This window comes from Propionispira arboris (assembly GCF_900109225.1).
In the GTDB taxonomy this organism is placed as follows: Bacteria; Bacillota; Negativicutes; order Selenomonadales; family Selenomonadaceae; genus Propionispira; species Propionispira arboris.
Genome location: NZ_FNZK01000013.1, coordinates 32,061 through 47,081 on the forward strand (window position 1 = coordinate 32,061; position 15,021 = coordinate 47,081).

Consider the following 15,021-nt stretch of genomic DNA (forward strand, 5'->3'; position numbering starts at 1 on the left):
GACAACTGTATCAATAATAAAAAAGTAGTTTTTATTATTAATTTATGTCTTTAGCAGTGACATTATCAATAGTACCGTTTTTCTACATTCGGGTCTCACCAACATTTTACGGATTTCATACACTAATGCAGTTTTGGCAAAAATAAAGGACACTTCTCACATGCAAAGAGAAGTGTCCTTTATTTTTTAGCAACGACATAAAAAATATTCCATAATTCTCCACTTGAAGTAGGCCCCTCTTCATATTTTTCAAAAAACATTTCCGTTTTAAAACCTTTAAACATTTCTTTTATTTCATCTGACTCAAAAAATGAGTGCTGATTACTGACTAGGCCATTCCTTTTACTGAAAAAATTGCCTGCAAATCGTCCCTCAGAATTTATTGCATCTCTAATTTTATTCCACAAAGTGGGGAATTGTTTAGGTGTACAAAATGATAAACTATCGTTTGCAATAACCAAATCTGCTTTTGGTAACTCTACATCTTCAAACTTCTTTTTGATAAGTGTTAAATTATATCGGTTTTCTGGCAAAATACGTTCATATGTATTTTTTAGGGCTTTTTCTTGAAAGTCTATTGACGTAACCGTCCATCCCCTTTCTATAAGTAAAGCTGTATCTGCGCCATTTCCACATCCTAAATCAATTGCATGTCCTGTTTTAAGGTTAACTTTAGATAATGCTAAGTGTAAAATATAGTTTGGATCATTATCTTTTGTTCTTATATAATAATCGTCCCATTTATTCATAAACACCACCTCTATAAAGGGTAATAACAACATTTTAATTTAGCGACCAACAAACTCAATTACAAAACATTCACATTTCACGCATATAAACCAAAATGCATCATGCAGATATAAAACTCCTACTATCTATGCTCACCGAATATGGAGGGTCAACGTCATGCGCAGCACTAGTTCATGATCAGCTAAGAAACTGGTACCCCATCATAAAACTAGCATTGCAGGTATCGTTTATTTTCTGTAAGGTGCAATTAGACAAAAAGTCTTCCAAGCAGTGGCTTGAAAGACTTGAATTTACTGGTCGGAGCGGCGGGATTCGAACCCACGACCTCTACCACCCCAAGGTAGCGCTCTACCAAACTGGGCTACGCCCCGAACGACAAGCAAAATACTTTTTTATTATAGCATTTACCTTGTAATTTAGGAATATACTTTTATAAAATATAAAATGAATGTTTAAAATGTATTGCTATTTATTTCTATTAGTGTATACTAATAGAAATAAATAGTTTAATTAGCATATACTTTAAATAATGGAGGGATCTCATGGAAAAGAAAAATGCTTTGTTACTTTGGTTTGAAACAATTAATCGAAACGATGTGGATGTTGTCGGAGGAAAATCTGCTTCACTCGGTGAAATGACCTCGCAAACAGCTGTACCGGTTCCCTATGGCTTTGCCACCACGGCATATGCTTATCGTTATTTCATGAAAAAAAGTGGCTTAAATAAAAAAATATCCGAGCTTTTAAATCAATTAACGGATGTAGAAAATGGCCCGCAGCTCCGCCAGATCAGCCAAAAAATTCGAACTGCAATTATGGCGGAAGAAATGCCAGCAGATATCGCTGAGGCTATCCGCAATGCTTATCATGACCTAGGCGAAAAAAAAGGTGAGACCACCCCTTTTGTGGCAGTACGTTCTAGTGCAACCGCCGAAGATTTACCTGATGCAAGTTTTGCCGGTCAGCAGGAAACATATTTGAATGTTTGTGGTGCCGAGGATGTTATAACGAAAGTGAAAGAATGTTATGCTTCAACTTTTACGGATCGCGCCGTATATTATCGAACAAAACAAGGTTTTGATCATTTAGACGTGGCCTTGAGTGCTGTCATTCAAATGATGGTTTTTTCAAAAGCGGCTGGTGTTATGTTTACGGTAAATGTAGCCACTGGCGATGATACTCATATATTAATTGAAGCTGCCTGGGGACTTGGCGAATATGTTGTTCAAGGTATGGTTACCCCCGATAGTTATCTGATTGATAAAAAAACATTACGAATTGACAAACATACGATTAACGAGAAAAAAATTCAATTCGTCCGCATGCCGGATGGCGGCTGCGAAGAAAAACTTGTTCCTACTGATTTAATTGATGCTGCTGTTCTTACGCCCAAGCAGGTATGTGAGTTAGCTGAATATGCATTGTCGATTGAAAAGCACTATGGCTGTTATATGGATATTGAATGGGGAATAGATGAACGAACAAATCAATTGTGGATTTTGCAGGCCAGACCTGAAACTGTTTGGTCATGGCGAAATAAAGAAACGATACAAAAAACAGCAAAAGAACTAGAATCAAACAATAAAAAACGTGAAGTACTGGTCAAAGGCATGCCAGCAAGTCCCGGACTTATATCGGGTATTGCCCGCGTAATTTGCAATCCATCGATGATTGATCAGTTTAAAGATGGCGAAATTCTCGTCACTGAAATGACCGCCCCCGATTGGGTTCCTGTCATGAAAAAAGCGAAGGCAATTGTTACCGATGCCGGTGGTATGACTTGCCACGCATCGATCGTCAGTCGAGAACTTGGTATTCCTTGCGTTGTTGGCACAAAAAGCTGTGGCATTGCCGGTACACTAGGCATAAAAAACAATACCGTCATCACAGTTGATGCAGCTCATGGCATTGTTTATGCCGGTAACTTAATAAAACCAGATGAACAAAATGAAAAAACGGTGCAGCAAAATGTTACACAGTCAGAAACATTTCCCGTTACTGGAACTAAAATCTATATGAACCTCGGCGACCCCGATTTAGCCGAAAAATACAGTACACTCCCTTGTGATGGTATTGGTCTGATGCGAGAAGAATTTATCTGGACTACATATATTCATGAGCATCCCTTATATATGATTGAAGACGGTCGGGCGCAAGAAGCGATTGATAAACTTGCCGAAGGAATGCAGAAGGTTTGTCAGGCTATGTCGCTCCGCCCTGTAACATTGCGGTTTAGTGACTTCAAATCCAGTGAATATCGTGACCTAAAAGGCGGTGACAAGTATGAGCCACACGAACCAAGTGCCTTACTCGGTTGGAGGGGTGCTTCCCGCTATTACGACCCAAAGTATACGGAGGCTTTTAAGCTGGAAATCAAAGCAATAAAAAAAGTACGTGAAGAATATGGTCTAACAAACTTGCATGTGATGATTCCGTTTTGCCGTTCTGTCGAAGAGGCTAGAAAAGTCACAGCCCTCATGGCTGCAGAAGGATTGCAACGAGGTCCTGATTTCAAAGTATGGCTGATGGCGGAAATCCCGGCCAACATCATCCTTGCCGATCAATTTAATCAATTCGTCGATGGATATTCGATCGGATCAAATGATCTTACAATGCTAATATTGGGCTGTGATCGTGACAACGATACGATTTCACATCTATTTGATGAACGTAATTTAGCCGTTAAGCGTGCCATCCGTCATCTGATTGATACAGCTCACAAAGATGGAAAAACCGTTTCGCTTTGTGGTCAGGCACCCAGCGTATATCCTGATTTTACAGAATTTTTAATTCACAGCGGCATTGATTCCATTTCGGTCAATCCTGACATGGTTGGCCAAACCAAGAAAAATGTTGCCCAGCTCGAGCAGCGCATTATGCTTGAATCACTCACGGGACGAGGTCGTATTGATAAAGAAGATTATACTTGGTAAAACAATAATTTTATAAACTCATCACGCCCGTTGCCAGAGATTTACTTTGCAACGGGTTTTTGAGAACTTTTCAGCAAAATATGTTATGATAAAAGTACTTACAGGAAATTCCCGTATGAAAGGAGTGGCTAAACATTTCATTAACAGAAAGGCAGCGGACAATTGTTGAAATTGCTAAAAACGAAGGTCCCGTGACCGGAGAACAAATCGCAGAACGAACCCATGTCACCCGTGCTGCATTACGTGCAGATCTGGCAATTTTGGTTATGAGTGGCTTACTCGACTCACGTTCCAAAGTAGGCTATTTTTATACTGGAAAAAGTTTACTATCTTTTTTTACTGAAGAATTAAATACTATTAAAGTACATGAAATTCAATCCGTACCAGTCGTCCTCCCAGCAACAGCAAACGCTTATGATGCTGTTGTTACTATGTTTCTAGAAGATGTAGGCAGTGTTTTTATTGTCGAAGGACAAGGAGTTTTAACAGGCGTTGTATCACGTAAAGATTTATTGAAAGCCGCGCTTGGTCCTGGTGACGATTTAGCAAAAATACCTGTCAAAATGGTCATGACACCGCTGGCAAAACTGATCGTAACCACATCCGATGAATCGGTTGTTTCAGCCGCCCGAAAAATCATTGAAAACGAAGTGGATTCACTGCCTGTTGTCCGACTTTTACCAGAAGGTGGGCGAGCTTATAAAATTGTCGGACGCTTGACCAAAACAAATCTGACACGAGTCCTCGTTGATCTAGCCGAAGGAAAAAGGAGTGATTTATCATAGCTGCATTACCTGTTATTTATGTCATATCTGATTCAATTGGTGAAACAGCTGAAACTGTTGTGCGAGCAACTGTTAGTCAATTTGGTTTGGGGAATTTTGACATCGTACGTGTTCCCTATATCGATTCCGTGGAGCAAATTGATAGTACACTGCAAGAAGTTTCCACACAAAAAGCCTTAACTTGTCATACCCTCGTTTCGCCAAATCTACGTGAGGCTTTCAATCGACTCGCTCAAAAATATAATGTCGAAACGATAGATATCTTAGGACCCATGCTGCAGGCAGTACAAAAACTTTCCGGGCTTGAACCAAAGAACCAACCCGGATTAATGCATTCACTCAATCAAGAATATTTTAAACGAATTGAAGCAATTGAATTTGCCGTAAAATATGATGACGGCAAAAGTCCTTTGGGTTTACGCAAGGCTGACATCGTCTTAATCGGTGTATCACGAACTTCAAAAACACCACTCAGCATGTATTTGGCACATAAACGCCTTAAAGTAGCTAACGTACCCTTGATTCCGGGGATCACACCACCTGAGGAATTATTTCGCGTACCGCCGCATAAAATTGTCGGTTTAATTGTCGATCCAGGTAAACTCAATGAAATTCGTACGGAGCGCCTAAAGGCAATTGGTTTAATGTCTGATGCAAGCTATGCGAAAATAGCTTGCATCTCCGAAGAAATCGAATATTCAAAATCTATCATGCATCAAATGCATTGTTTAGTAATTAACGTTTCAAATCGTGCGATTGAAGAAACAGCTCATATGATCTTAGAGCATTATGCCAAATTTGCCGAAGAACGAAAACTAAACTAATTGTACATAAATAGCAAAGGGCAAACAGCATAAACCTGTTTGCCCTTTGCTATTTACTGAAAAATTTTTGATTTTAAAAATCCGTAACATATTCTGCCTTCACCTTACGGGAAAGTGATTTAAAAACCAAATTATAAGAATGATCGATCAAGGCTATAATCTCTTTTTCCGGAATACTGCCATCCAGAATTAATGTATTCCAGCATCGCTTATTTAAATGGTATCCGGGCGTAATACTTGCATACTGTTGACGTAGTATCGATGAATAGTCTATATCACATTTTAATGAAAGAACATTTTGATTATTTCTCCGAGCCATAAGTGCAAACATTTTAGCACCAATCTTAAAAACAATTACATCCGGGCCAAAAGGATAATCCTCCACAGCGCCCAGTTTCGTCAAGCAATATGTATAAAAAACTTTAGATGATTGCATATTCTCACCTTTCTCAAACATACTTTAACAGTAGTCTAAAATTTACAAATGATCCGTATCAAACAAAAGTGTAACAGGACCATCATTTATTGACGATACTTTCATATCTGCACCAAATTCACCATGTTCAACATGAAAACCTTTGCTTTGACATTCTTTTATAAATTGTTCATATAACGGAATGGCAATACTCGGTTTAGCAGCCGCAGAAAATCCAGGTCTTCTACTCTTTAAATCAGCAAAAAGCGTAAACTGCGAAACAATCAAAAGTTCGCCGCCCACAGTTTCAAGATTCAAATTCATTTTACCATTTTCATCTTCAAAAACCCTTGTGCCACAAATTTTATCTGCCAGCTTAATGACCTCTTTTTCTGTATCTTCTGGCGCAATTCCTAATAAAATTAAAAATCCTTGTTTAATTTGTCCATTAACAATTCCATCAATAACAACAGATGCTTCTTGGACTCTTGTAACTACTGCACGCACGTTTATTTCCCCTTTATGTCATAATTTCATTGCCACGCTTTAAGCTATTTACTTCTGACAATTCTCTGTATAGTATAACAGATTTTATATTTTTACATGAAGTAATTATATGTTTTTTTACACTTCGCCTTTTAAATAATCCCTAAAATAAATAAGAAAAAAATAGTCACTGTTGGTTTATACTTGTAAAACGAATATATACCAACAGCGGCTATTTTTATATTTTTAAAAAGAACAACTTTCTTTTTTTTACTCTAAGATTACCGATTGAAAAAAACACAGTTTTCTTTTTGTAAACTATAGTTTAAATCGTTTAACGGCATCTTGTAATCCCTCAGCCATTTTTACTAAAGATTGACTAGCATTCGAAATTTCCTGCATAGATGCCGACTGTTCTTCTGTTGTAGCCGATACAGTTTGCGTATGTCCGGCAGCAGCTTTGCTAATACGGTCAATATCGCATACCGAATTTACAATCGTTTCACTCTCATTTGCCATTTCCTGCATAGCGGATGAAATACCCTTAACCTGCATAGAAACACGCTCTACAAGCCCCACAATTTCAGTAAATGCTTTTCCTGCGGTATCTACTACTTCGCTACCAATCTTAACTTCCCGTGTGCCATTATTCATGGCCTCCACCGCTTTTTCAGTCTCATTTTGCACTTCAATAATCAATTCTGCTATTTGCTTGGCCGCTTCTTGGGATTGTTCCGCTAATTTGCGTACTTCTTCAGCCACTACAGCAAAGCCCCGGCCTTGTTCTCCAGCACGTGCGGCCTCAATTGCCGCATTCAGCGCCAACAAATTTGTCTGCCCAGCAATACCAGATATGGTTTCCACAATCTGCCCAATCATTTGTGAACGCTCCCCAAGCTTACTAACAGCTCGAGCTGAAGTTTCGACAGTTTCTTCGATCGTATTCATCTGTGACATAACCGCGTTTACCGATTTTCCACCACCACTTGCCGACGTCGCTGCCTGCTCAGAAATAGTTGTCATCGTTGTGGCATTGGCAGACACTTCCTCTATTCCTGCTGACATTCGTTCTACAACAGCGGATGCCTTTTCGATTGTGTTTACCTGTTTATCAGCACCGTGTGCTAATTCAGTAATCGTATCAGCCAATAAGCCAATTGCCTGTGTTGACTGCTCTGTCGTAGCAGTAAGTTCTTCCGAGGCGGCTGACACTTGATCGGACGAACTCATTATCCCTTGAATAATATGTCGCAAATCTTGACGCATCCGCTCCAGCGATACAGCAAGTTGATTAACTTCTTCCACGCCAGTCACTTGAATTTTTTGATTTAAATCACCTTCAGCAATTTTAACAGCCCCATTAACAAGATCATTCAGTGGCCGTGCTATACCTTTGGCTGTAAATATAGCTGCTGCGACCGCAATTAGCAAGACTAAAAATACTAAAATTGCCATAACCATTACACTGTGATAAATCACACTATTAATTTCACTTTTAGGCAGATAGGAAATTACCCCCCAATTATAATTGTTGATGGGAGCATAGGCAATTAATGATGAAATACCAATCGAAGACAGGCCTTCTTGTACACCCGATTTTCCATTTATTACTGCTTGTGCATACGCTTCGGTCGCAATGCTTTCCTGGTTTTTCACCTTTTCCTCATCACGATGTGCCAAAAGCACTCCCTTTTGGTCAACAACATCTATATACCCTGTTTTACCAATTACAATTTTTTGAGCAAGTTCCCCAATTGATTTCAAGCTAACATCGCCTGCCAATACACCGACAATATTCCCATTCACATCCTTAATAGGGGTAGAAATCGTAATCGTTGGTGCATTCGTTAATTGAGAAATATAAGAATTTGTTATATAGGTCTGCCCTTGAATCGCATTTATAAAGTAATCCTTATCTGCTTTATTATTCAATGAGCTATTCGTAGTTTTCGCAATTTGCATACCACTTTGATTCATCACATACATAGTTTCAAATTCCGGACTCTTTTTTTGAGCCACAACAATCATTTCACGAAACTTAGCTGCATCCATTGAATAAGCTGTCGGCGATAATGCCAACGTTTCTATTAAAGTTTTATCACTACTGACAAACTGTTCAATTTCTTTGGAAATTTGACCCGTAATATTTTCATTACTGCTAAATATGTTTTGCGTGGTAGCAGCAGCATTCATATATGTACTTACACTCCCCACTACCAATGCAGCAAAAAAAGAAAAGACTGCTATCAAAATTGTCAAACGAATTTGCAACGTATTTTTCATACTGAAGCCTCTCTCTCATAAAAATAAAGCATCCTATATGTTTTTAATTTTTAACAAAAAAATTGCCAACTCTTATCCGTACTGCCATTTTATCAAAAAACTTTTTATAGCATATTTACCGATTTCTCTATTTGATTAAGTGCTTTAACTAATCTTGCACGCGGGCAGGCAATATTCATTCTCATAAACCCAGCACCACCAGTGCCAAATGTAGAACCTTCATTCATGGCTACTTTAGCTTCTTCCATAAAGAATTGTTGCAGCTTCGCTGGTTCCATATTCAATTCTTTGCAATTCAACCAAATTAAATATGTAGCTTGCGGGTGTCCAATTTTTATTTTTGGTATTTTTTCTGCAAGAAACTTTTTAAGATATTCAAGATTGCCTTCCAGATATTCAAGTAATTGATCAGCATAATAGTCACATTCATTATAGCTGATTTCGATTGGCAGTGTACCAAATATTGTCCTGCCATATGCTTTGAGATTTTCAAGTGGTGCATAAAATAAATCATGGTTACGACGGTTTGGTATTACAGCTGCGCCTGTTCTTACACCCGCTATATTAAAAGTTTTACTTGGATTGACACAAACCACACAGTTATCAGCAGCTTCTTGTGATAGACTCCCAAAAGGAATATGTTTACTTCCTTTGTAAATTATATCTGAATGTATCTCATCGGAAACAACGAATACATTGTGTTTCAGACAAAGTTCAGATATTTTATTCAATTCCTCTCTGGTAAAACATTTTCCTGTCGGATTATGCGGACTGCACAAAAGGAACATAGTCGTTCGTTTTTGACTGAGCAGCGATTCCAGATTTTCAAAATCAATCTCATAACTGCCATCTTCCTGTAAAATAAGGTTATTACCAAGAATATGTCTACCATTGTTCGGAATAATAGCATGGAACGGATGATACGCTGGCATCTGAATAACAATATTGTCGCCTGGATTTGTAAAAGCATAAATTGCATATACAATAGCAGGAATAACGGCAGGCGTATATTCTACCCACTCCGATTCGATCTTCCAGCCAAATCTTTTTTTCTGCCAATTAACGATGGCTTCTTCAAAATTTTTATCATTGACAGGATATCCATAAATACCATGCTCCGCTCTTTTTACCATAGCATCAATAACCGGCTGTGGACACTTAAAATCAGTATCTGCAATCCACATAGGAATTACATCATCTGCATAAGTATCCCATTTTTTACATTCAGTACCTTTACGGTTAATCAATTCATCAAAATTATGCTTTATCATATATCTTCTCTCCTGTCTTTATTTAGTGATTTACTATACTTCATCATCTAATGGAATGCCAAGTTTTTTCCGCCAGTAACGAGAGTACACAGCCCCAAGCGGATTATGCGCGAGTACGCGATCTTTCGCGACAAGACAAGATACAGGAACAGTTGCCGCTCCTGTAAAAAGTGCATCATGTCCAACACAAAGACCTACTGTAATACAAAATTCTACCTCTTTATTTTTGAGCAGTTCGGCTTGCATTAATGGATTACACATCGTTTCACGGGCACCTTTTTTAATTTGCTCTAAATTTAAATTTTCTTTGGCAACACCACAAACTTTACAACAAACAGAATATACTTCAAATGTTTTAGCAAGATATTCTTCTATCAGTTTGGCTTCCTTATTAAGTCCTATGCAAAAAGCTATACCTATTTTCTTATAGTCCATTAATTTACAGAACTCTTTCGTTTCTTCTAACCGAGTTAGATTATTATAAAAGCGCCCCTCCGTACAGGCAGCTGCCTTCATAATATCCAACTGCTGACCAGTATAAGCATCTTTTACATCATCAACCGTAATTTTAGTACAATTTTGTCCTTCCAAATAGCATTTTTTTTGAATACATTTTGCACATTTCAATTAAAACATCTCCTCTATAAATTAATAAATATAAACACCACATTTACAAGTGCGGCTACTGCCATAGGAATTGCTGTTCGTTTAACAACTTGTACAGGTGATACGTCGGCGACTCCGGCAATGGCAACAATTGCCGCCGTGATTGGTGATACAACACGGCCAAAGCTTGTCATAATCTGCATTGGCAATACCAACGTAATAACATCAATGTGCATTACAGCGGCAATCTTAGGAGCAAGAGCCGCAAATGAGAAAAATGCTGCATTGCCTGATCCCATTAAAAAAGCACAACCAGCAATAACTATACAAAATAAAATAATTAAACTATGTATACCAAAACCTAAGTTTTGCACGCTCGATGTCAGTATGTCAACAGCACCAATTTTAGTTAACCCAGCAGCAAATACTTCGCCAGCAACAATCAAGCTGACTACAGTAGCAAAACTTTTTCCCATCCCATCGTATAAGTACTGCAAACTTTTCAAAACAGATCGGAAATCTTTGCTTCTTACATACTCAAAAACCATACTAATAAACGTACTTAAAAACATTGCAGTAACAACATCCATTTTAATCTTACTATAAAAGATCGGACTAAAACCCAAGATAAGAATCATCGGAATAATTGGTAGAACAGCATAAACAAGTGGTGGGCAATTTTCATCTTGTTCCGTAATCTCAGTTAGATATTCATGTCCACAAAACCCTTCTTTTTTATCCCACCATTTTTGCACAAAAAAATGTGTAATACCAAGAATTAAGGTTGTTATAAAAAAAATGGGAAGTTGATGATTTACAAAATATACAGATGGCTCTAACCCGCAGATATTTGCTGCCAGTATTGCATTACCCGAACCCGGGCCCACATCCATATATTGTGCACAGCCAATTACGCCCAATGCAGAAAGTTTACTGACACCAGATCGTATTAATATCGGGTACAGCATCACCATAAGCAGCAAACCAAGTCCTGCATGGCTTGGTATAAACACAACCAAAAACTGACTGATAAAAAAACTGAATACCAATAAGATATATGGTGATTTGATATGTTTTATAGGCAATGCAACCAAAGTAAACAGAGACTTACTTGCACCAATATGTTCCATATACTTGGCAAAACCTGCAATAGACATAATCGTGAGCCCCAAACCAGCCACTCGCGAACTAAGCAAAACACTTATCGTATTAAAAATATCAAAAAAATCAGAACCACAAGACTGCTTTCCTTCCATAATCGGCGTATGCCCTAATAAACAGGCTGCAAAAAGAAGAACCATTCCTGCTATCAAGAGTACTGCTTGAGGATAAAACTTTTTAATAATCATATAAACGACCCAGGCAACAACTACTATTGCGATACTTATAGCCATATTAACACCATCTACTTTCCATGATTATTGCTATTTTTTTTCATTGTCAATCACCAGACTTGCCTTATATAAATGCTCAGCCATTAACTTTCCTGCATCTTCTGCCTGTTGCTCTCGAATTTTATTTAATAACTGTTTATGAAAATCCAAAGCGACTTCACTATGGCCTTTCACTGCTAATGATTTTTGACGAGACAGCTTTAACAGACCCGAAAGATTATCATGAATACGATATAATACCCGATTATGTGAAGCTTTTATAATGGCTACATGAAATCTATAAGAAGATATACTGGCATCACGCTTCAATAACAAATCGCGTTCCATATCTAATACAGCCTCCAACATTTCTTCAAGTTCCTCTTCCGTCCTACGCAAAGCAGCTAACTGTGCAGCCTTCACTTCTATAACGGTTCTCGCCTCAAAAAGATCTGGTAATAAATCACTGTCATCCTGCACCGCAAATTCAACATTTTCTAATAAATTTTTTGCTTGTATATTTTGAATGTATACTCCATCACCACGAACACTTTGTACAATCCCCAAAAACTCTAGTGTCTTTAAAGCTTCACGTATTGGAACACGACTAACGCCATACAATTCTGCCAGATCACGCTCTGAAGGCAATTTATCACCTACTTTTAGCTTTCCATTTAATACAAGATTGCGAATATTATCTATAACTTGATGATATAAACTGCCATCGCCCTTCATATTCACTTTATTCAAAGGTTGGTACATAGTTTTACCCCTTTCTTTTGTCTTATTGGTATACCGGTATACCAATAAGGATGAAATACAAAAAGGTGACCTAGGAACTAAATTAAAAGAATTCAGTTTCAGGTCACCTTTGCCCGCTGTTTGAATTATCAAACTTATTACATGTTAACAGTTTTTATTTTATATGTCAAGTATTGGAATATAGAAAGAAGTTTTCATTTCACCTAATTATCCATCATTATTATCAACATATCGATCAATAAAAGAAAAAACATGTTTATAATAATCGACTGGATTGGCTTTTCGTGCATCGGCATGTCCTGCCTCGGCAATTTCCAATTTTTCCTTTTCACAATTCGCTGCCTCATATAACTGCAGCATCATGCTAAAAGGTGCCAGTTCATCCTTTCCGCCATGGATAAATAACATCGGTATACGGTTTTTATGGATAACAGCAAGCGGATTTGCGTCAGATAAATAATAACCTGTTTTAATTCTACATAAAACATTAACAAAATCCATAATTGGAAAAGCGGGTAAACCATAAAGCTTCTTCAACTGCAATGAAAACATTGTATAGGCACTCGTATAGCCGCAATCTTCTATAACCACTTTAACATTGTCTGGTAAAGGTTTTGATGCTGTCTGTATAACCGTCGCGGCTCCCATGGATACACCATGTAAAACAATGTCTGCTTTAGGATCGGATTGAACGATCTGGTCAATCCATAATTTCACATCATCACTTTCAAAATACCCCATACTAAGATAAATGCCTTCACTCTCACCAGAGGCTCGTAAATCTGGCATAAGCACATGATACCCATTTTTTAAATATTGATTGGCAATATCCAAAACACTATTTTGTGATCGGCCATAACCATGTACTACAACCACCCATTTATCGCTCTTCTCTTTCGGACTAAAATGAGAAGCGGTTAACTTGAGCCCATCAAAAGAAATTTCCTGCCATATTTCTTTTCTAAAATCCAGATCTGCCTGGGGCTTTACATTAGGATCTAATATTTTCTGGCAGGCTGCTGGAATAGCCAATGGATCATCCGCATTGCCTCTTTTTAACGCAAAATCAACGAAATAATCTCCAATATAAGCCCCTCCTGCACTTAATAAAATAAAGAAAAGCAACAGCACGCCTACTATAGATTGTTTGTTTTTCAACGAATTCCCTCCTGACAAGCTCCTACCTAAGTATAACAGATTTCGCCCTTACATCACGGACTCTTTAACCCATAATGGTCTGAAATTCATGCTCAATATAAGAAAAAATGGCTCGTATTTGCAAACGAACCATCCTTTCCTGCGTATTTCTTAATCACGTTTTCGCAAAAATACTTTTATTTCCTTTTCCAATAGCAAAAACACCTTGGCCAAAAGATAGCCATCCGCCGTCGCGTGGTTCAACCGCACGCTAACAGGCATCATAAGACGTCCATTTTCCTCGCGATATCTTCCCCAATTCACAATGGGCAGAAAATAAAGGTAACCATCCGGTAGTTCCACATTTAGCGAATCATAAGACAGCCAAGAGATATATGAGGCATCGAACCAGTTTGGATGGTTCGCCATATCAAGACTATATTCCCGTGATTCTTTTGCCCGTACAATATCTGCCATACAACGTTCGTAAAAATTCTGATATTCGGGGAAATATTCCGTATACACGGGCGTACAGGTTTCCGTATCCTCATGAAAAATATACTGAGTTGGATTGATCTTATCATAAATGATAACCTGACCTGTTTCATATAAATACCCCAGTCGGTAATCTTCCCGCGAATTCAGTACTTTCGCTAAAATATACAAAAAATCGATATAAAACTTTGTCCCTTTTTGTTTTGAACAAGCAACAAATTCTGTCACATCCAATCGGTTGCTCATAGACACCGAGCACTTACAATCCTCGGAAAAATGGTGAAATACACCACGTCGATAGTATTTATCCATATCCATTATTTTATAATTCATTTTTCCAGCCTTCTTTACTTTAAAATTTATCATTAATTTTTAAAAGTAAAACCGGCATACTCGACGACTATTTTAATGCTTCATGCAACCATCGTCTGGTTTAACCGGCTTTGCATGAAGCATTTGCTATGCATAAAATCATAAGCTATCCCATCCTTTTATTGAATCAACAGACAAACTTCAATGTCCGCGATGCTTTTCCTTGCGTTTTGATCTTTACATTTTCTATCTTACCTCAATGTTTTCTTATTCGTCAAGGCTGCAGACTATTGCATAATAAATTTATTCTTAAGATTAGTACCTATACTTTGGTACATTTAATATAAATCTATTTTCGATATATGGAAACTATATCCTATTATAAATTTCTTTATACACCACATAGACATTTATAATAAAACTACAAACAAAAAAGGCTCCGCAATGAGCGAAACCTTGAATTTACTGGTGGGATTAACAGAATTCGAATCTGTGACCTCTTCGATGTCAACGAAGCACTCTAACCAACTGAGCTATAACCCCATTACGTACCTTAGATACATGTGCTATTTTAGCATATTATCTACTA

13 protein-coding genes and 2 tRNA genes are annotated in these 15,021 nt (G+C 37.7%); 3 read left to right on the forward strand and 12 right to left on the reverse strand.

The window, feature by feature from the left end:
- Positions 1 to 179 precede the first annotated feature (179 nt).
- Positions 180 to 749 carry a class I SAM-dependent methyltransferase gene (locus BMY14_RS12800; RefSeq protein WP_177177590.1) on the reverse strand — a complete coding sequence of 190 codons (570 nt, stop codon included), beginning with the start codon at positions 747 to 749 and terminating at the stop codon, positions 180 to 182.
- A gap of 295 nt (positions 750 to 1,044) precedes the next feature.
- Positions 1,045 to 1,121, reverse strand: a tRNA-Pro gene (locus tag BMY14_RS12805).
- Between the two features lie 171 nt (positions 1,122 to 1,292).
- Between BMY14_RS12805 and ppsA the strand changes: the two genes are divergently transcribed.
- The 3 genes from ppsA to BMY14_RS12820 all read left to right on the forward strand — a co-directional run bounded on the left by ppsA (position 1,293) and on the right by BMY14_RS12820 (position 5,292).
- A complete protein-coding gene (gene ppsA, locus BMY14_RS12810; RefSeq protein WP_091832460.1) occupies positions 1,293 to 3,683 on the forward strand; it encodes a phosphoenolpyruvate synthase in 2,391 nt (796 codons plus the stop codon).
- Between the two features lie 134 nt (positions 3,684 to 3,817).
- Positions 3,818 to 4,468, forward strand: a complete 651-nt coding sequence (gene ccpN / locus BMY14_RS12815) for a transcriptional regulator CcpN (protein ID WP_091832462.1) — start codon at positions 3,818 to 3,820, stop codon at positions 4,466 to 4,468.
- 23 nt (positions 4,469 to 4,491) lie between these two features.
- Entirely contained in the window at positions 4,492 to 5,292 is an 801-nt protein-coding gene (locus BMY14_RS12820; protein ID WP_218144905.1) for a pyruvate, water dikinase regulatory protein, read from the forward strand.
- A 73-nt stretch (positions 5,293 to 5,365) separates the two neighbouring features.
- Here the strand turns inward: BMY14_RS12820 and BMY14_RS12825 are convergent, their stop codons facing one another.
- The 10 genes from BMY14_RS12825 to BMY14_RS12870 all read right to left on the reverse strand — a co-directional run bounded on the left by BMY14_RS12825 (position 5,366) and on the right by BMY14_RS12870 (position 14,975).
- Positions 5,366 to 5,728, reverse strand: coding sequence for an MmcQ/YjbR family DNA-binding protein (locus tag BMY14_RS12825; protein ID WP_245741409.1), 363 nt, complete (start codon positions 5,726 to 5,728; stop codon positions 5,366 to 5,368).
- Positions 5,729 to 5,770: 42 nt separating this feature from the next.
- Complete coding sequence (dtd, locus tag BMY14_RS12830) at positions 5,771 to 6,214, reverse strand: D-aminoacyl-tRNA deacylase (protein ID WP_091832471.1); 444 nt, start codon at positions 6,212 to 6,214, stop codon at positions 5,771 to 5,773.
- A gap of 297 nt (positions 6,215 to 6,511) precedes the next feature.
- On the reverse strand, positions 6,512 to 8,476 hold the full coding sequence (locus BMY14_RS12835; protein WP_091832474.1) for a methyl-accepting chemotaxis protein: 1,965 nt from the start codon (positions 8,474 to 8,476) through the stop codon (positions 6,512 to 6,514).
- A 104-nt stretch (positions 8,477 to 8,580) separates the two neighbouring features.
- Entirely contained in the window at positions 8,581 to 9,747 is a 1,167-nt protein-coding gene (locus BMY14_RS12840; RefSeq protein WP_091832477.1) for a MalY/PatB family protein, read from the reverse strand.
- 33 nt (positions 9,748 to 9,780) lie between these two features.
- Positions 9,781 to 10,374: a DUF1847 domain-containing protein gene (locus BMY14_RS12845; protein WP_091832480.1), complete on the reverse strand. Its 594-nt coding sequence runs from the start codon at positions 10,372 to 10,374 to the stop codon at positions 9,781 to 9,783.
- A gap of 14 nt (positions 10,375 to 10,388) precedes the next feature.
- Positions 10,389 to 11,747: a C4-dicarboxylate transporter DcuC gene (gene dcuC, locus BMY14_RS12850; RefSeq protein ID WP_091832483.1), complete on the reverse strand. Its 1,359-nt coding sequence runs from the start codon at positions 11,745 to 11,747 to the stop codon at positions 10,389 to 10,391.
- A gap of 30 nt (positions 11,748 to 11,777) precedes the next feature.
- Positions 11,778 to 12,488 carry a FadR/GntR family transcriptional regulator gene (locus BMY14_RS12855; RefSeq protein ID WP_091832486.1) on the reverse strand — a complete coding sequence of 237 codons (711 nt, stop codon included), beginning with the start codon at positions 12,486 to 12,488 and terminating at the stop codon, positions 11,778 to 11,780.
- Between the two features lie 207 nt (positions 12,489 to 12,695).
- Entirely contained in the window at positions 12,696 to 13,646 is a 951-nt protein-coding gene (locus BMY14_RS12860; RefSeq protein WP_177177591.1) for an alpha/beta hydrolase, read from the reverse strand.
- A gap of 150 nt (positions 13,647 to 13,796) precedes the next feature.
- Positions 13,797 to 14,453 (reverse strand): CatA-like O-acetyltransferase, family 3, encoded by a 657-nt coding sequence (locus BMY14_RS12865; protein ID WP_091832491.1) that lies wholly within the window; start codon positions 14,451 to 14,453, stop codon positions 13,797 to 13,799.
- Positions 14,454 to 14,898: 445 nt separating this feature from the next.
- Positions 14,899 to 14,975, reverse strand: a tRNA-Val gene (locus tag BMY14_RS12870).
- Positions 14,976 to 15,021 lie beyond the last annotated feature (46 nt).

Coding starts and splice junctions, on each gene's coding strand:
- BMY14_RS12835 (WP_091832474.1), bottom strand. CDS start 8,476: ATGAAAAATACGTTGCAAATTCGTTTGACAATTTTGATAGCAGTCTTT.
- BMY14_RS12855 (WP_091832486.1), bottom strand. CDS start 12,488: ATGTACCAACCTTTGAATAAAGTGAATATGAAGGGCGATGGCAGTTTA.
- BMY14_RS12800 (WP_177177590.1), bottom strand. CDS start 749: ATGAATAAATGGGACGATTATTATATAAGAACAAAAGATAATGATCCA.
- dcuC (WP_091832483.1), bottom strand. CDS start 11,747: ATGGCTATAAGTATCGCAATAGTAGTTGTTGCCTGGGTCGTTTATATG.
- BMY14_RS12865 (WP_091832491.1), bottom strand. CDS start 14,453: ATGAATTATAAAATAATGGATATGGATAAATACTATCGACGTGGTGTA.
- BMY14_RS12825 (WP_245741409.1), bottom strand. CDS start 5,728: ATGCAATCATCTAAAGTTTTTTATACATATTGCTTGACGAAACTGGGC.
- BMY14_RS12840 (WP_091832477.1), bottom strand. CDS start 9,747: ATGATAAAGCATAATTTTGATGAATTGATTAACCGTAAAGGTACTGAA.
- ppsA (WP_091832460.1), top strand. CDS start 1,293: ATGGAAAAGAAAAATGCTTTGTTACTTTGGTTTGAAACAATTAATCGA.